Origin of the sequence: Streptomyces sp. ICC1 (assembly GCF_003287935.1) — a bacterium.
GTDB classification, from domain to species: domain Bacteria; phylum Actinomycetota; class Actinomycetes; order Streptomycetales; family Streptomycetaceae; genus Streptomyces; species Streptomyces tritrimontium.
Genome location: NZ_CP030287.1, coordinates 7,659,121 through 7,675,010, shown reverse-complemented (window position 1 = coordinate 7,675,010; position 15,890 = coordinate 7,659,121). Strand labels below are relative to the sequence as shown.

Below are 15,890 nucleotides of genomic sequence, written 5' to 3'. Positions count from 1 at the left end.
GGGGATTCGGGACGGGGAAGAGGGGATCACTTGGCGCCGAGGTCGGCGTCGGAGACCTCGGGCTTGCCGGCGGCCTTGAGGACCTTGTTGAGGAGCGTCAGGTCGTAGATGCCGGTGAGGTCGGGCTGCTCGATGAGCTTGGCCTTGACGGCCCAGCGGCGGGTTCTTCCGCGGTGCCGTGACTGTGCCCGCCGCCGGGTGTGTTTTCCATGGAGGCGGCGACCTCGCGTAGGCCGAAGAAGGCGAGGGCGGCGGTGGCGAGGACGGCCAGGCCGACGAGGCTGAAGATGCGGCGGGTGGGGGTGTCCGCGTCCTTGATGACGTAGGCGATGAAGGAGACGAGGAGTCCGGCGGGGACGAGGACGGCTCCGCGGGCGGGGAAGTCGTCGAAGTGCTGGAGGCCGCCGCTGAGCATGCCGATGCCGAAGGACAGCGTCAGGGAGGCGCCGATCACCACCAGCATGCGCGGCAGGCCCGGCCGCTCCCTGGTGAGGATGAACTCGTTGAGGATGGTGGCCGCGAGGAAGACGAAGGCGCCGTACGCGGCGATGCGGGTGTAGCGGTCGGGGTCGAGCGGGTGGTGGACGACGGCGCCGCTGATGAGGCCGGCGCCGACGAAGTAGCCGACGTAGCCGAGGTAGCGGGCGGCCAGCGACCGCTTGCGGGCCAGGCGCGTGCGCCGGGCGGCCCGTCCCTCGGCGGGAGAGATCGACGTCGGTTCCGGGGTCCGGGCGTCGAGGAGCTGGGTCGAGGTCACGTGCGAGTTCCTTCGGTGGTGCGTGCGTGGCTCATCACCCGGCGCACCACTGCGTGGGGCTGGCCGGGATCGGCGATGAGAGTCAGGACGGATCGGGGCAAACTGCCCGGATCTATACCTGCTGCACCACGGAACCGAGGGAGCTTCGCAACGGAGGAAGGCCGGATGGGATGGTCCCCACCCAGGGCTGCGGCTTCATCGCGCCGACGGCGGGGGTCAGCCGCGCGAGGGCCGTCAGCTGTGGGTTGGGCAGGTCCAGGCCCTGCTGAGGGTGGCCGGAGGCGCAGGCTTCGGCGGGGTGGGAGTGCCCACTGCCGCCGTCGGGTTCGTCGGGTGCCTCGGTGTCGTGATCATGGGCGTTGCCATGGCCGGTGGGCGTCGGGTAGGACACGTCGACTGCGCCGCCGGTGACGTGCGCGGAGGCGCTGTCGGCTCCGGCGGCGTGGGTGTAGAGGAAAGCGAACAGCAGGGCGGCCAGCCACAGCAGGCGCAGCGGGCCCGCCGTGTAGCGGGTCCGCGACGTGCCGAATGCAGTCCGGGCCGTGACCATGCCGCGAGCCTATCCGGCAGGTGGAGCGCCCTGTACAGCCACCCCGTAAATGATCACGCGAAGTGGTGATCTTGGGGTGTTCGGGGAACCGGGCGCAGGCCGTCGAGGGTGACGGCGACCAGGCGGCGGAGCGCGGCCCGGGAGGTCAGGCCGGAGGCCGCGGTCAGGGCGTGGAGGCAATACTGGGCGAGTTCGGCGGGCGGGACGTCATCGCGCAGGTCGCCTGCCCGGGCGCCTTCGGCGAGAAGGTTCTGGAGCATGCCTTCGAGGTGCTGTTGGGCGTGGGTGATGTGGTCGCCCTGGTGGAGAAGGGCAGCGAGTTCGCCGCCGTGCCGCTGCTGGGCGATGCCCGCGTACGCCTCAAGCACCGCCGCCAGTCGCCGTGTGGGGGTGCCGGGCCGGCCGCTGATCTCCGCGAGGTGGTGGAGGTGCCCGGTGACCTGACGTTCGTGCCAGGCGAGCAGGACCGCCTCGACGTCGGAAAATGGTGGTGCGGGCTCGTGGGGCCGCATCCGAAAACTCCGGAGGGCGTCATGGCCGGCTCACCGACTCGTCGCGAGGATGACGGCGCGGGCGCGCCGCCTTGGGTGAAGGTGTCCGCGGCGATCGCGGTCGTTCTGGTCGCGGTGTTCCTGATCGTCCACCTGGCCGGTGGAGGCATGGTCGGGCACACGCCATGACGCCGTTCGGCCCGCGGCTGCGCAAGCTGACGCTGACCGCGCATGTCACCGCTTCGGTCGGCTGGCTCGGTGCGGTCGCCGCCTTCCTGGCCCTCGCCGTCGCCGGCCTGGCAGGCAGCGCGCCCGAGACGGTACGCGCCTCATATCTGGCGATGGAGCTGGTGGGCTGGTTCGTCATCGTGCCGTTCAGTGTCGCCTCGCTGCTGACCGGGGTGGTGCAGTCCCCGGGCACGGTGTGGGGGCTGCTGCGCCACTACTGGCTGATCGCGAAACTGCTGATCACGGTGCTCGCCACCCTGCTTCTCCTGGTCCACATGCAGCCGGTCGGGCACCTGGCCGAAGCTGCGGCGCAGGCCTCCCTCGCGGGCGGCGAACTGGAGGGCATGCGCATCCAGCTGATCGCGGACGCGGCCGCCGCGCTCGTGGTGCTGCTGACGGCCGCCGCGCTGTCGGTGTTCAAACCGCGCGGGGTGACCCGCTATGGGCGCCGTCGGCAGCGAGAGCCACGTCTGCTGCCGCAGCAGGCCGCGCAGTGACTTCAGCGCCAGCCAGGGGTCGGAGCGGCGCCGACTGACCCTGCCGTCCGGTGAGCCCGGCCCGGGCTCATCGCGGATTGCCTCCTCACGCCGCGGACCCGGCGGATCCGGGGCGGTCGACGGAAAGTCCCAGGACGCATCCGGTCAACCCCTCTTCGCAGAGCGGCGCGCCCGGGTGCACCTTCGTGGTGCGTCCGGGGCGCGCTGCTGCCCTGAGGGGTGGGTGTCAGTGGTAGGTGTGGACGACGGCGTGGCCCTTGCCGCGGCCGATCATCCACTTGTTGACCGGGGTCGTGATCAGGAAGGCGACCGCGAATCCGCCGAGCAGCGCGGCCCAGAACAGTCCGTCGGACAGGTGCGCTTCCATCGCCCCCGGCGTGAGCGCGATGATGCCGTTGTCGACCAGTTCCATCACCGCGATGGAGACGGTGTCGGCGGCCAGGGCGACCTTGACGGCGCTCTTGAAGTCCAGGCCGGCCTTGCGGACGGCGAAGAGGGTGAACGAGTAGCCGAAGATGAACGCCAGCGTGATCGCGAGGATCATCGTCTGGACGTTGCCCCACAGCAGGGCGGTGCCGATGACCATGCCGAGGATCTCGCCGATGGCGCACCCGGTCAGGCAGTGCAGGGTCGCCTTCGCCGCCATGCTCCAGGAGGCGCCCCCGTGGGCGGGCTCGCCGTGTCCGTGGTGGTCCTCGTGGGTGGCGTGGTCGTGCGTGGTTCCGGCGTGGTGAGTGCTGTGGTCCATGACCCTCATCCCCATTCCCGTCCAGTGTGGGCCCCTGCGCGGCACCCACACCAGAACCCTATACCCCTAGGGGGTATTCCTCTAGGGGTATTCCGCTCCGGCGGAAGGCTGGTGGAGCACCATCCAGGTGCGGCCGGCGTCGGTGGATTCGTAGACGGTGTCCGTGGTGTCGGCGGCGAGCAGCCGCTGACCGGTCACGGCGGTGAGCACGGTGGGCTTTGCGCCTGCGGGCAGGCGGCCCTGCTCGGTCCACGCCTGGCCCCCGCGGCTGCTCATCACCCGGCCGTCGGCGGCCAGGCCGACCAGTAGTCCGGGCTCGGGCGCATCGACGGCGACCAGAGCGGGGGCTCCGGCGACGGGGCGGAAGCTGCGTCCGCCGTCGCTGCTGGTCTCCAGGCCCTTGCCGGTGGCGGCCCACACCTGCTGCGGGTTCTCGGCATGTGCGGCGAGGTCGAGCAGCGGCTGCTGGGCGCGCTTGTCCCAGGTGCGTCCGCCGTCGACGCTGGCCCAGATCTTCCCGCTCTGGCTGTCGAAGCCGTACAAGCTCTCGCCGGCCTGCTCAAGGGCGTGGAAGTCGGCTTCACCTTCGGCGGAGAGGGTCTGCCAGGTCCGGCCCGCGTCGGTGCTGCGGATCAGGCCCAGGTGGGGTGAGCGGGCGTTCGGGTCTGACGGGGAGGGGTGGCCGCTGCCGAGGAAGGTGGAGGGGCCGGTGACGGTGAAGCCCATCGTGTCCTGGTAGCGGTCGGCGACCCGGAGCGCTGTGCCGTCGGCCAGGCGGAAGACGCCGAGGTGGCCTGCGGCGTAGACGGTGTTGTCGGCCGGATCGACGCCGAGGCCGTGCAGATGCCCGGTCCCCGGGTCAGGTGTGGTCGAACTCCGCTTGTCGGCGTCGGGTGCGGAGCAGGCGGCCAGCAACAGGCCGGCCGCAGTTGCCACGGCGGCCGCGGTGAGCCCGCGGCGGCGCGGTGAAAGGGCGTGGGTGATCACGTGAGGAGGACCAAGCTGTCGGCGAAGTGACGCGGATGCGGGTGGGCGTGCGGGCGCGGGGGCGGGCGCTGTGTGGCGCCCGCCCCCGCCGGCGACCGGGTCAGTTCTTGCCGAGGAGGGTGTTCATCTTGTCGATCTCGGCGGACTGGGAGGTGATGATCGCGTCGGCCATGGTCTTGGCGTCAGGGAAGGAGCCGTCGGCCTTCTCCGTCTTCGCCATCTCGACCGCGCCCTCGTGGTGCTTGATCATCAGCTCCATGAAGGCGGTGTCGAACGCCTTGCCCGAGGCTGCCTTCAGGTTGTCGATCTCCTCGGCGGTCATCATGCCGCCCGTGCCGTGCGCGCCGTGGTCTGCGGCGCCCTCGGCCGGCACCTGCTCGCCCCAGGAGGTCAGCCATCCGGACAGGGTCTTGATCTCCGGGTCCTGGGCCTTCTTGATCTGCTCGGCGAGCGTCTTCACCTCCGCCGACTCCGCCCGGCTGGGCGCGAGGTCGGCCATCTCGATGGCCTGGCGGTGGTGGGGGATCATGCCCTTGGCGAAGGCGACATCGGCGGCGTTGTGCTGCCCCTGCGCGGCCGGGGCCGATGCGCTGGCGGACGGGGAAGCGGAGCTGTCGTCGCTGGAGCCGCAGGCGGCCAGGACGAGTGCGGCCGCGCCGGCAGCGATCACGGCGGCGGTACGGCGGACGAGGGAACGGTTCGCGGTCATAGTGGTGCAACTCCTTCACGCGCAACCGCCATGGGTGCGCGTCAATCTGCGGAAATGAGGGTGTGCCGGAGCGCGGCACCCGCCACCAGGCAGAAGCAGGCGGCGAGGGGGTGCCGTGCGGGCGGTCCTATATCCGCAGGAGTTGCAGTTCGGACAGGTCGGGCGGAGCCCGGCCACTCGCCGTGCCGACCTGGACCCCACCGAGAAGTGCTGCGGCGGGAAGGGCGGTGTCCACGGCGCTGATCAGCGGGGGCGGCGAGTACGGGACACCGACACCGGTCGCCGCGCAGATCGCGTCCGCGTGATCGAGGTGTTCCGATCCGCCGGCCGAGTGAGAGCAGTTCCCGTCGGCCTGATGCGCGGCCTGCTCATGGGGCACGGGCGCTGCATGCCGCACCTGGGCCGGGTAGGACGCCGCCGCGAACATCGGCTTCGGGCCGAGGCCGTGCATCGCCAGTACGCCTGCCAGCACTGCCAGCACGAGCAGGACAAAGCCGCGCCCGGCAGGGCGGCGGCTCGTCAGGCGCTCGGCTGAGGTCATGGGCTCAGCGTACGATCCGGCTCCGCGCGCGGCCCGCGCCGTCCGCCCTTCGGAGCAATCCTTCGAACAGGCGCCCGCCCTCCGCTCGCATTGCGGGCAGACGATGTGGGACAGGTCGCCCGCGTGGGTCTGGTCGATATCGGACCGCCCGGAAGGGCTGTATGAGCCGGCCGGTTGAGAGCGGCGCGGGTGGGCTGGGCGTGGGGCGTTCCTGGATGCGTGGGCATGCCCGGGGGAGGGGCGGGCGCTGTGCCACCCGCCCCTCCCCCGGGGCCGTCGGTTCAGGCCGTCGCAGGCTGCTTCTCCGCCTCAGGCAGCGGCGGCGGCTTGAGGCGGCCGGTGCGGTGCAGCCCGTGCAGCGCGGCGGCGCACGCGAGGCCGAGGGCGGCCAGCGCGGTCCACGGCAGCGCGGACATTCCGGAGGCGCGGGCAGCGTCCAGGGCCGCGCCGATCCCCAGGTTTCCCAGGGCGATGCCGATGCCGCAGATGGTGTTGTACAGCCCGTAGTGGGTGGCGACGAGCCGGTCGCCGGAGAGTCGCACGATGGTGTCCATCTCGAAGGGGTAGGCGATCATCGTGCCCACGGCGAGCAGCAGCGCCGCGAGTGTCGAGGGCACGGCCGCGAGCAGCCAACGCCCTGCCCCGCCGTCCGGCACGGGGACGGCCGTGGCGATGAGCAGCGGTATGAACGCGGTGCCCATGGCGAGCAGTCCCCAGGTGAGCGCGCGGCCCGGTTCCATCCGGGCCTTGCACCAGGCCGTCACCTTGGTCTGGAAGAGGATCGTGCTGAGCCCGGATACGGCGAAGAGCATCGCCGCGGCGGCTGTACCGAACGTCCCGTCGCCGCCGAGGCGCCGGACTTCCAAGGGCAGGGCGAGATACACCTGGAACGTGAGCACGTACGAGCCGATCATGGCTACGGAGAAGAGCAGGAACGGGCGGTTGGCCAGGATGCCGCGCCACTGGGTGAGCACGCTCTCGCGCGGGCCCTCCGCCCGGTCCTTCGCGTCGTTGCCCCGGCGGGCGGGCAGGGCACGGATCTGCACGATGCTCAGCAGGGCGAAGATCGCGGCGGCGACCAGGCAGGTGACGCGGAAGTCGACCCCGGTCAGCACCATGCCCACCAAGGGGCCCAGCAGGATGCCGGCCTGGTAGAAGACGTTGAACAGGGCGAAGGCCTCGACTCGGCGTTCACCCGCGTCCGCGGCCAGGTACGCTCGGGTCGCGGGGTTGAACAGGGCCCCGGCCAGGCCTGTCGCGGCGGAGGCGGCGATCAGTGCGGGCACGGAGTCGACCATGCCGAGGGTTGCGAAGCCTACGATGCGCAGCGCGAGCCCGGCAATGATCATCGGCTTGTAGCCGAAGCGGTCGGCCAGTGTCCCGCCGATCAGGAACATGCCCTGCTGGCTGAAGTTGCGTACGCCCAGGACGAGTCCGACGACCCAGCCCGCCAGACCGAGCGATCCGGAGAGATGCTGCGCGAGGTACGGCATCAGCATGTAGAAGCCGAGGTTGATGGTGAACTGATTCACCATCAACAGCTGGACGCTGCGCTCATAGGAACGTACTTGTACCAGGGTGCTCCTCACCGGGCGTCCTCCTCCACCGCGGCGGAGTCCGGGTTCGCCTCGGACTCGTCGGTGAGGGTGAGCGGGTCGACCACGGTGGTGCACCGGGTCCAGCGGGTGACCTCCTTCTCGTCCATCCGGCCCACGGTCTCCGGCTCGAGGGCCGGCGGGCCGTCGAGCAGTCCGTGGGCGGCGCAGTAGTCGTCGTCGTACACCGTGCCCAGGTAGCGCTGCGGCCCGTCCGGGAAGACCGCCGCGATACGGGTGTCCGCCGGCAGCGTACGGGCAAGCCACCCCGCGACCAGGGCGACCGCGCCCACGCTCCAGCCGCCGGTGGCGTAGTGGGAGGCCGCGAGCTGCCGGCAGGTCCACACCGCTTCGCCCGGGGCGACCCAGTGCACCTCGGAGAAGTTCTCGTACGCGACATTGCGCGGGTAGATGCTGGAGCCGAGGCCGCGCATCAGGCGGGAGCGGGCCGGCTGGCCGAAGATCGTCGAGCCGATGGTGTCCACTCCCACGAGCGTCAGTCCCGGGTAGAGCTGCTGCAGGACGCGGGAGACACCTGCGGAGTGACCACCGGTCCCCACACTGCACACCAGGACGTCGATGTGGCCGAGTTCGGCCGCCAGCTCCAGTGCCAGCGGGGTGTACGCGGTGGTGTTGTCGGGGTTGTTGTACTGGTCCGGGCACCAGGAGCCCGGGTGCTGCTGCATCAGCCGGGTCACCCGGTCGCGGCGGGCCTGCTGCCAGCCGCCGGTCGGGTGGGGTTCGGAGACGAGGTTGACCTGGGCGCCGTACGCGGTCAACAGCCGGTTCATGGACATTTCGAGCCCGGGGTCGGTGACCAGGGTGACCGAATGGCCGTAGACCATGCCGGCCAGGGCCAAGCCGAGGCCGAGGGTGCCGCTGGTGGATTCGATGATCCGGGCGCCGGGGAGCAGATCGCCGCGGGCACGGGCCCGCTCGACCATGTGCAGGGCCGGACGGTCCTTGATCCCGCCGGGGTTGAAGCCCTCCAGCTTCGCCCAGAAACCGCGGCCTTCCCGGGTGAACGGCTCAGTTACCCGGAGGAGCGGTGTGTTGCCGACCAGCCCGGACAGGGAGGACCGGGCGGACGGGTTGTCAGCAGTGGGAAGAGTGGTCATCTTCTCGGCTCTCATGCGTAGATGGCTGCTTCTGTGCGCATCTCGCCGGCTGCTGCGGTCAGAGGCGGGAGGGCGATTCCTCCAGCGTCCAGCGGGCAGCAACGGGCGGCGGCCGGTAGGTGCGGCCGCACGAATGAGCTCTAGATTCGCCACCGACAGACGCTTATTGATCCGAAACGCTTTGAGTTCAGGCTCGTTGACGGTGTGTGAGTGATCTGGTGGGGGATGCGCGGGCCTGGTCGCCGGATGCGCAGGAGGCCGCGCGGTTGCTGGCGGTGTCCGCGCTGGTGGGCGGTTGGGTGCGGCGGGATTTGGTGCGGGCCACCACGCCCAAGAGGAAGATCGTGAGGACCAGCAGGACCAGGAGTTGGCTGATGAAGAGGCCCCAGAACAGGCCCCAGTTCGAGAGGGCCGAGGGGGCGGTGTCGGGCCAGGCCGCCGCGATGTCCTGGGGTTGGGCTATCAGCGAGCGGACCGCGGTCGGGGTGCGCGTGAAGGTGACCGTGTCCGGCCAGGCGCCCTTGGTGAAGAGGGCCGCCAGGCCGGTGGCCGTCCAGATGAGGACGGCCAGGCCGAGGAGGAAGGCCAGGAGGCCGACCAGGAGGCCGTCCGGGATGCCGCCCTGGGGACGGCGGTCCGTGTGGTCGGGCATGTCAGGCCACCGTTGTCGCCGAGCCACCGCCGTTGCGGTGGCGTTCCATCAGGAGGGCACGTTCCTCGGTTTCCAGTTCGGCGGCGAGGAGGTCGTCGGGCAGGCGGTGCTGGACCGAGGACTCGGTCATCGCGCGGTCCGTGTAGACGAGCGGGCGTTCGGCCTCGGTGATCAGGTGTTTCACGACCTGGACGTTGCCGTTCACGTCCCAGACCGCGATGCCCGGGGTCAGGGTCGGGATGATTTCCACCGCCCAGCGGGGGAGGCCGAGGACCCGGCCCGTGGCGCGGGCCTCGTCCGCCTTCTGGGCGTAGATCGTGCGGGTCGAGGCCATTTTGAGGATCGCTGCCGCTTCGCGGGCCGCCGCGCCGTCGACCACGTCCGAGAGGTGGTGGACGACGGCCACGAAGGACAGGCCGAGGCGGCGGCCGAACTTGAGGAGGCGCTGGAACAGCTGGGCCACGAAGGGGCTGTTGATGATGTGCCAGGCCTCTTCGACGAGGAAGATGCGCTTCTTGCGGTCCGGGCGGATCCAGGTGTGTTCCAGCCAGACGCCGACGATCGCCATCAGGATCGGCATGGCGATGGAGTTGCGGTCGATGTGCGAGAGGTCGAAGACGATCAGCGGGGCGTCGAGGTCGATGCCGACGGTGGTCGGGCCGTCGAACATGCCGCGCAGGTCGCCGTCGACGAGGCGGTCGATGACGAGCGCGACGTCCAGGCCCCAGGCGCGGACGTCGTCTATGGCCACGTTCATGGCGAGCGCCGATTCGGCTTCCGGGTGGCGGAGTTGTTCGACGATGTCCATCAGGACCGGCTGGCGGTCGCGGATCGTGTCGACGACGTAGGCGTGGGCGACCTTCAGGGCGAAACCCGAGCGTTCGTCCAGGCCGTGGCCCATGGCGACTTCGATGATGGTCCGGAGCAGCGCGAGCTGACCGGTCGCGGTGATCGCCGGGTCGAGGGGGTTGAGGCGGATCCCGTCGTCGTTGGCGGCGATGGGGTCCAGGCGGATGGGGGTTATTCCCAGCTGCTGGGCGATGAGGTTCCATTCGCCGACGCCGTCCTCGCCCTGGGCGTCGAGCACGACGACCTGGCGGTCCCTGAAGCGCAGTTGGCGCAGGACGTAGGTCTTTTCCAGGGCTGATTTGCCGTTGCCCGACTCGCCCAGGACCAGCCAGTGGGGGGCCGGCAGCTGCTGGCCGTACAGCTGGAAGGGGTCGTAGATGTAGCCCTTGCCGCTGTAGACCTCACGGCCGATGATCACCCCGGAGTCGCCGAGTCCGGGGGCGGCGGTGGGCAGGTAGACCGCCTGGGCCTGGCCCGTGGAGGTGCGGACGGGGAGTCTGGTGGTCTCGACCTTGCCGAACAGGAAGCTGGTGAAGGCGTCCGTCAGGGCGGACATGGGATCTCGCATGGGCGGCCATTCCCTCCAGCTAGCGTCGGATGCCGGTGGCGAACGGCAAGGTGTTGACGAAGGCGCGGTGGTGCTCGCGGTCACACCATTCGAGCTTCAGGTACGACTTGCCCGCCGAGGCACGGATGGTGCGCTTGTCGCGGGCGAGGGCTTCGGGGGAGCGGGAGGAGACCGTGATGTAGCCGACCAGGTTGACTCCCGCCGCGCCGCTCGCGAGGTCTTCGCCCCGCTGGTCGAGCCGGCCGTGGGCGGCGATGTCGCGGGGGTCGACGGTGCGGTTCATCTTCGCGGCGCGGCTGGCGTCGGCCTCGTCGTTGGTCTTCTCCGTGAGCATCCGCTCGATGGCGATCTCGGTGGGCTCGAGGTCCATGGTGACGGCGACCGTGCGGATCACGTCGGGGGTGTGGACGAGGAGCGGGGCGAGGAAGTTCACGCCGACCGGGGTCATCGGCCATTCCTTCACCCAGGCGGTGGCGTGGCACCAGGGGGCGCGGGTGGAGGACTCGCGGGTCTTGGCCTGGAGGTAGGTCGGTTCGACGGCGTCCAGTTCGGCGGGCCAGGCGTTGCGCTTGGTCATGGCCTGGATGTGGTCGATGGGGTGGTCGGGGTCGTACATGGAGTGCACGAGGGAGGCGAGGCGGCCCTGGCCCAGCGGCTGGCGGACGCGGATGTCGGCTTCGGCGAGGCGGGCGCAGATGTCGGTGAGCTCGCGGGCCATGACGATGGCGAGGCCGGCGTCGCGGTCGAGCTTGCGGCCCTTGTGGGGGGTGCCGGCGCGGGCGATCGTGTGGGCCTCGGCGGCGAGTTCGCGCGTGAAGTGGATGCAGGCGACGAGGTACGCGCGGTGCTGCTCGGAGGAGGTGGACACCATCGACTGGAGCTGGTCGTACGAATCGCGCAGCCAGACGGGGGCGTTGGTGTTGCCGCGGGCGGCGACGTCCTTGTCGTGGGCCTCCGGGTCGGCGGGCAGGGTGCGTACGAGCATCTGGAGGCGGGTGACGAAGCCGTCGCCGTTGGCCACGTGCTTGAGGAGCGTGCCGAAGCGGTCCACGAGGGCTTCCTGGTCCTCGCTGTCGCGCAGGCCGACGCCGGGGCCCTCGATCTCGATGGCGGCGGTGACGGTTCTGCGGTCGGCGTGGAGCAGGACGGCGATCTCGTCGGGGCCGAAGGGTGCGGCGAGCCAGTTGATGCGGCCGATGCCGGGGGGCGGGCCGACCTCGACCTCGCGGCCGTCGGCGGCGCGGATGCCGGCTTCCATGGCACCCGAGCGGAACGTCGTGCCGCGGCGCAGGGTGCGCTTGAAGCTGCGGTTGATCTCGAACCAGCGGTAGAAGGTGCGGCCGCGGTAGGGGACGTAGACGGCGGTGAGGGCGAGCATGGGGAAGCCGGCGAGGGAGACGATGCGCAGGGTGAGGGAGGGGACGAGCAGTCCGCTCATCATGCCGAGGAACGCGCCGGCGATGATCAGGGCGATCTCGCCGGTCTCGCGGTTCTTGCCGACGATCGCGTTCGGCCGGGCCCGGCCGATGAGATACGTGCGGCGGGGCGCGACCGGGTGGAGCTGGTGGGACTGGGTCGTCACCGCCCGTCACCTCCTGTGTTCCTCGTGCTGGAGCCCGTACGGGGCGGGGGTGCGGCGGCCGGGCCGGCGCCGCCGTTTCCGCCGCCGGAGCCGCGGCTGCTGTGCGCGGCCATGCCTCCGGAGATCTGGTTGGCGTCGCCGCCGCCGCTCGCGCGGTGGGCGCCGCCGCCACCGCCGCCGCGGCTGCTGTGGGTTTTGATGCCCTGGGAGACGAGGGAGGCGGGGGAGCTGATGACGGCGGCTGCCTGGGCGCCGTCGGTGGCCTTGCTGCGGTTGGTGCGGGCGGAGGCGATCTCGTCGCCGAAGCCGGGTACGAAGCGGTAGATCATCGCGGAGGCGAAGATCGCCAGCAGGATGATCGCGAGGCCGGAGACGACGGCGGAGAAGGCGTTGGGGCCCTTGTCGCCCGCGAGGGCTCCGGCGAGGCCGAGGACGATGACGATGACCGGCTTCACGAGGATGACGGCGATCATGATGCCCGCCCAGCGGCGGACGTGGCCCCAGAGGTTGCGGTCGACGAGGCCGGCGTAGACGACGGTGCCGAGCAGGGCGCCGACGTACAGGAGCGCGGCGCGGATCACGAGCTCGAGGCAGAGGATGCCGGCGGCGAGGACGGTGACGAGGGCGACGACGATCAGCATGATCGGGCCGCCGCCGATGTCGTCGCCCTTTTTGAGGGCTTCGGCGAAGGAGCCGAAGAAGACGTCGGTCTGGCCGCCGGTGGCGGAGGCGATGACCTCGGTGACGCCGTCGGTGGCGGAGACGACGGTGTAGAGGACGAGGGGGGTGAAGGCGGAGGCGATGACGGTGAGCCAGAGGAAGCCGATGGCTTCGGACATGGCGGTGGCGAAGGGGACGCCGCGGATGGCTCGTTTGGCGACGGCGAAGAGCCAGAGGACGAGGGTGAGGATGGTGGAGGCGGCGAAGACGATGGCGTACTGCTTGAGGAAGGCGCCGTTGGTGAAGTCGACGTTGGCGGTGCCGTTGACCGCTTTGCTGAGTTCGCCGACGATCCAGGCCGCGGCGTCGGCGCAGCCCTTGGCGAGGGAGGAGAGGGGGTTGAGGGCGTCCGTGGGGTCGCTGGGGGCGAGGCCCGTGCGGGGGGGTTGGGTGGTGCTTTCGCCTCGTTCGCAGTATTCCCGGGCCGGGCCGGCGATCAGCGCGCAGGGGTCCTTGCTCGCACTCGGTGAGGGTGACGGCGTTGGTGTCGGCGCGGCCACCGCGCGGGTGGCGAGGAGGATGACCGTGGTCTGAACGGCTGCTGCCGTGGCACCGATGCCGCGGAGTGAGAGCCTGCGGCTACCGGGCATAGGTGAAGCCTCCGAATTCGGTGACGGCGCGGCCGATCTCGTCGGAGGTGGATACGGGGTTGTCCCCGGTGACCGGGGTGGGACCGTCGGCCTGTGCGGTCTCGACGATCTTCCAGTCGGACCCGTTCCACTTGAGGGTCAGGGAGATGGTGAACCAGCCGCTGGTCACGGGGCGCGTGGACTTTTCACCGGTCAGGCCGAACATGCCGATGCACCAGACGTCGACCGCGGCGGTCCCGCCGGAGAAGCCCTTGACCTTGGCGCCGGCCGGCACGGTCCGGTTGACGAACGTGGAACCCGTAGGCGCCAAGCCGTCCTTGGTCAGACCGATCTGGGAGAGGAGCCCGGCGGAGTAGTCGGCGTCGAATCCGCTCTGGAGCTTCGCCCGGGTGCTCTCGTCTGCGACGGCATCGACGATGGCGTGTCTGCGCGGCGTATTGAACATGCCGTCAGAGCCCAGCGCCACGGCGTAGTTGGTCGCCGCCGACTGGGCGCCTTGCTGGTCCTGAGGGAAGCCGGAGGGCACCCCGGACGCTTTGCTCCCCACCGGAGGGACGCCCGTTACGGCTGTCGGGTCGGTCGACGGGGCCTTGTTCGAGGTGGTGGGAGGGGACGTGGGGGAGTGGGACTGGTTCGCGAAGGCGATGGCCGCGATCAGGAGGACCACCACGCCGACGACCGTGATCAGGCCGCGCGAGGCGCGGGGGGTGCGGCGGGGGGTGCCGTACGGGTCCGAGGCGGATTCCGGGAAGCGGGTACGGGTCTGGCCCGTGCCGCCGACCTCGCCGTGGCCCGCGCCGCTGCCACCGTACTGGTCGTCGCTGCTCATTCGGTGTCGCCCCCTCCGCGTCGTACGACGGTAGCGCTGGTATCCGCGCAGGCGCGGCGTGCTGGGTCCTCATCAGGGCTCTGGCTAGACGGCCATTCCGTACACGATGGTGAAGAGGGTGCCCAGGGAGCCGATGATGAAGACGCCCGTCAGGCCGGCCACGATGAGGCCCTTGCCCTGTTCCGCGCTGAAGGTGTCGCGCAGTGCGGTCGCGCCGATGCGCTGTTTGGCCGCGCCCCAGATGGCGATGCCCAGGCAGAGCAGGATCGCGACGGCCATGACCACCTCGACCATGATCTTCGCTTCATTGCCGAGACTGCCGAACGGCCCCCAGTTCGGGGCGATTCCGCCGATGATGGTGGTGATGTCGCCTTTTTCAGCTGCCAGGATCATGTAACTCACCGCCCCTGTATGGGTAGTTCCGGTTGCCCTCGCCCGGACGGCAGGGGTCACGCACTATCTTCGCTGATGAAACCGCCGTCGTATGTCGACTTCGCGGCTCTCTTTACCCGATCTGTCGCGCCGGGTTCCGCTCGTATGCCCTGACCTGGGCTCGGGCGGCGTGTGGGGGAAAGAACGTATGGTCACTCTGTGTATCACGAGGGGTGACCGCGGGCAATGATTGTCGTCTCGCCGTACGGGGTGCCTGCCGAGGGGCCGCCGTTCGGCGCAACGGGAGTGCGTGTCGTTCGACCGTTCCGCTGACATATGTCCGACATTCCGTCAGTCGTTCCACCCGGGTGGGGGGTTGCGGGGGATGCTCCACGTCGTTCGGTACGACGACGTGAGGAGTGGGCGACAGATGGGTTACTTCACCAAGGCGGGGCGGCGGGCGGCCTGGCTGGCCGGCGGGCTCGCGCTGCCGCTGGCGCTCGTGCTCACGGGTGCCTCGGTCCCGGAGGCGTCGGCTGCCGGCGGTGGTACGTGTGCGAAGCCCTCCGGGGACGAGGGCCTGAGGTCGAAGGCGGCGGCGCCCGGCGGTGGGTGTCCGGGGCCGAAGGGGCCCAAGGGTGACCGGGGTCCGAAGGGTGACCGGGGGCTCAAGGGGGAGCGGGGTCCGACCGGGCCGTGCGCCGACCTGGACTCGATCAAGGCGATGGGTGACCAGGAGCTCAGTGCGGCGCTGAGCCGGGGGCGGGTGTACATCGGCCGGCGGACCGTGGCCGGGGCGATGGTCGGGGCGTACGTCTGGAGGGACCTGACCACGCGGGCCAACCCCGGCTACCCGAGGGACGCGTGCGGAGTGTCCATCACGTACACCAACTACCGGGCGTACGTGAAGGTGCTGACGACGGGCGGGGACGTCTCGGAGATCTTCTGCGACTACTCGGCCATGGGCGTCCTCTGCCCGCTCGGCTGGCAGGCCGTCGTCAAGCCGTGACGGCCGGCCTCCCCGCCGGTGCCGCGCCCGGGGCACGAGCCGGGCGCGGCACCAGCGGGGTGTCCGGGTGTCCGGGTGTCCGGGTGGGCTGACGGGCGGACGGGCGGACGGGCTGACGGGCGGACGGGCTGACGGGCGGACGGGCTGACGGGCTGACGGGCTGACGGGCGGACGGGGTGTGGTTACGGGACGTAGATGTTCGAGGTGAACGGGGCGAAGCGGGTGTCGCCGGGGTGGATGACTCCGATGATCGCCCCGCTGCACCAGCGGCCGCTGGTGATGAAGACCGGGTTGTCGGTGTGGTTCGCGACCGCGGCGGGGCCGTTGTGCGCGATGCAGCCGGACGGCTCGTGGATCGCGCGGCCGTTGATGACCAGATCGCCCGAGGACGCGTGCGCGGCGCCACCGGCGCCGAGGACGAGGGCGGCGGCGGCCGCGAGGGTGCCGAGGGTGCCGCGAGTGCTGAGGGGCGTGGTCGCTCGTCGTCGCATGGGAAAC

18 protein-coding genes and 2 pseudogenes are annotated in these 15,890 nt (G+C 70.7%); 3 read left to right on the top strand and 17 right to left on the bottom strand.

Features of this window, described 5'->3' with window-relative positions:
- Positions 1 to 26 precede the first annotated feature (26 nt).
- From DRB96_RS45370 to DRB96_RS46415, 4 genes and pseudogenes are all read right to left on the bottom strand, one after another.
- A pseudogene (locus DRB96_RS45370) lies at positions 27 to 152 on the bottom strand (sulfate ABC transporter substrate-binding protein); the annotation flags it as partial.
- Positions 98 to 757, bottom strand: coding sequence for a hypothetical protein (locus DRB96_RS35855; protein ID WP_112452177.1), 660 nt, complete (start codon positions 755 to 757; stop codon positions 98 to 100). The gene DRB96_RS35855 and the pseudogene DRB96_RS45370, both read right to left, overlap by 55 nt.
- A 112-nt stretch (positions 758 to 869) precedes the next feature.
- Positions 870 to 1,307: a hypothetical protein gene (locus tag DRB96_RS35850; RefSeq protein ID WP_112452176.1), complete on the bottom strand. Its 438-nt coding sequence runs from the start codon at positions 1,305 to 1,307 to the stop codon at positions 870 to 872.
- 53 nt (positions 1,308 to 1,360) lie between these two features.
- Entirely contained in the window at positions 1,361 to 1,819 is a 459-nt protein-coding gene (locus DRB96_RS46415; protein WP_343234660.1) for a hypothetical protein, read from the bottom strand.
- A gap of 21 nt (positions 1,820 to 1,840) precedes the next feature.
- On the opposite strand from DRB96_RS46415, the gene DRB96_RS46410 reads away from it, so the two are divergent.
- Positions 1,841 to 1,987, top strand: a complete 147-nt coding sequence (locus tag DRB96_RS46410; protein WP_343234659.1) for a hypothetical protein — start codon at positions 1,841 to 1,843, stop codon at positions 1,985 to 1,987.
- Positions 1,984 to 2,523 carry a hypothetical protein gene (locus DRB96_RS35840; RefSeq protein WP_112452174.1) on the top strand — a complete coding sequence of 180 codons (540 nt, stop codon included), beginning with the start codon at positions 1,984 to 1,986 and terminating at the stop codon, positions 2,521 to 2,523. The genes DRB96_RS46410 and DRB96_RS35840 overlap by 4 nt, the downstream gene beginning before the upstream one ends.
- Before the next feature lie 226 nt (positions 2,524 to 2,749).
- Here DRB96_RS35840 and DRB96_RS35835 read toward each other — a convergent pair whose 3' ends face one another.
- The 12 genes and pseudogenes from DRB96_RS35835 to DRB96_RS35780 form a co-directional block, all read right to left on the bottom strand.
- Positions 2,750 to 3,271, bottom strand: coding sequence for a DUF4396 domain-containing protein (locus DRB96_RS35835; protein WP_112452173.1), 522 nt, complete (start codon positions 3,269 to 3,271; stop codon positions 2,750 to 2,752).
- Positions 3,272 to 3,352: 81 nt separating this feature from the next.
- Entirely contained in the window at positions 3,353 to 4,207 is an 855-nt protein-coding gene (locus tag DRB96_RS35830) for a F510_1955 family glycosylhydrolase (RefSeq protein ID WP_162688748.1), read from the bottom strand.
- 151 nt (positions 4,208 to 4,358) lie between these two features.
- On the bottom strand, positions 4,359 to 4,967 hold the full coding sequence (locus DRB96_RS35825) for a DUF305 domain-containing protein (protein WP_112452171.1): 609 nt from the start codon (positions 4,965 to 4,967) through the stop codon (positions 4,359 to 4,361).
- Positions 4,968 to 5,094: 127 nt separating this feature from the next.
- Positions 5,095 to 5,508 (bottom strand): DUF6153 family protein, encoded by a 414-nt coding sequence (locus DRB96_RS35820; RefSeq protein WP_112452170.1) that lies wholly within the window; start codon positions 5,506 to 5,508, stop codon positions 5,095 to 5,097.
- Positions 5,509 to 5,789: 281 nt separating this feature from the next.
- The gene (locus DRB96_RS35815) at positions 5,790 to 7,097 is read right to left on the bottom strand and encodes an MFS transporter (RefSeq protein ID WP_112452169.1); all 1,308 of its coding nucleotides are present in this window, start codon (positions 7,095 to 7,097) and stop codon (positions 5,790 to 5,792) included.
- Positions 7,094 to 8,236 (bottom strand): PLP-dependent cysteine synthase family protein, encoded by a 1,143-nt coding sequence (locus DRB96_RS35810; protein ID WP_112452168.1) that lies wholly within the window; start codon positions 8,234 to 8,236, stop codon positions 7,094 to 7,096. Before DRB96_RS35810 ends, DRB96_RS35815 begins: the two co-directional genes overlap by 4 nt.
- Positions 8,237 to 8,537: 301 nt before the next feature.
- Positions 8,538 to 8,873: pseudogene (locus tag DRB96_RS44020) on the bottom strand (type VI secretion protein); the annotation flags it as partial.
- Between the two features lies 1 nt (position 8,874).
- Complete coding sequence (locus DRB96_RS35800) at positions 8,875 to 10,290, bottom strand: ATP-binding protein (protein ID WP_112452167.1); 1,416 nt, start codon at positions 10,288 to 10,290, stop codon at positions 8,875 to 8,877.
- A 19-nt stretch (positions 10,291 to 10,309) separates the two neighbouring features.
- Positions 10,310 to 11,872: an SCO6880 family protein gene (locus DRB96_RS35795; protein ID WP_112452166.1), complete on the bottom strand. Its 1,563-nt coding sequence runs from the start codon at positions 11,870 to 11,872 to the stop codon at positions 10,310 to 10,312.
- Positions 11,869 to 13,182, bottom strand: a complete 1,314-nt coding sequence (locus tag DRB96_RS35790; protein ID WP_112452165.1) for a hypothetical protein — start codon at positions 13,180 to 13,182, stop codon at positions 11,869 to 11,871. Before DRB96_RS35790 ends, DRB96_RS35795 begins: the two co-directional genes overlap by 4 nt.
- Complete coding sequence (locus DRB96_RS35785) at positions 13,172 to 14,011, bottom strand: hypothetical protein (protein ID WP_112452164.1); 840 nt, start codon at positions 14,009 to 14,011, stop codon at positions 13,172 to 13,174. Before DRB96_RS35785 ends, DRB96_RS35790 begins: the two co-directional genes overlap by 11 nt.
- An 84-nt stretch (positions 14,012 to 14,095) precedes the next feature.
- The gene (locus DRB96_RS35780) at positions 14,096 to 14,404 is read right to left on the bottom strand and encodes a hypothetical protein (protein ID WP_112452163.1); all 309 of its coding nucleotides are present in this window, start codon (positions 14,402 to 14,404) and stop codon (positions 14,096 to 14,098) included.
- A 409-nt stretch (positions 14,405 to 14,813) separates the two neighbouring features.
- Here DRB96_RS35780 and DRB96_RS35775 point away from each other — a divergent pair, with 409 nt between their 5' ends.
- On the top strand, positions 14,814 to 15,392 hold the full coding sequence (locus DRB96_RS35775) for a hypothetical protein (protein ID WP_112452162.1): 579 nt from the start codon (positions 14,814 to 14,816) through the stop codon (positions 15,390 to 15,392).
- 182 nt (positions 15,393 to 15,574) lie between these two features.
- On the opposite strand, the gene DRB96_RS35770 is transcribed toward DRB96_RS35775, so the two are convergent.
- Entirely contained in the window at positions 15,575 to 15,883 is a 309-nt protein-coding gene (locus tag DRB96_RS35770) for a hypothetical protein (RefSeq protein WP_112452161.1), read from the bottom strand.
- Positions 15,884 to 15,890: the final 7 nt, after the last annotated feature.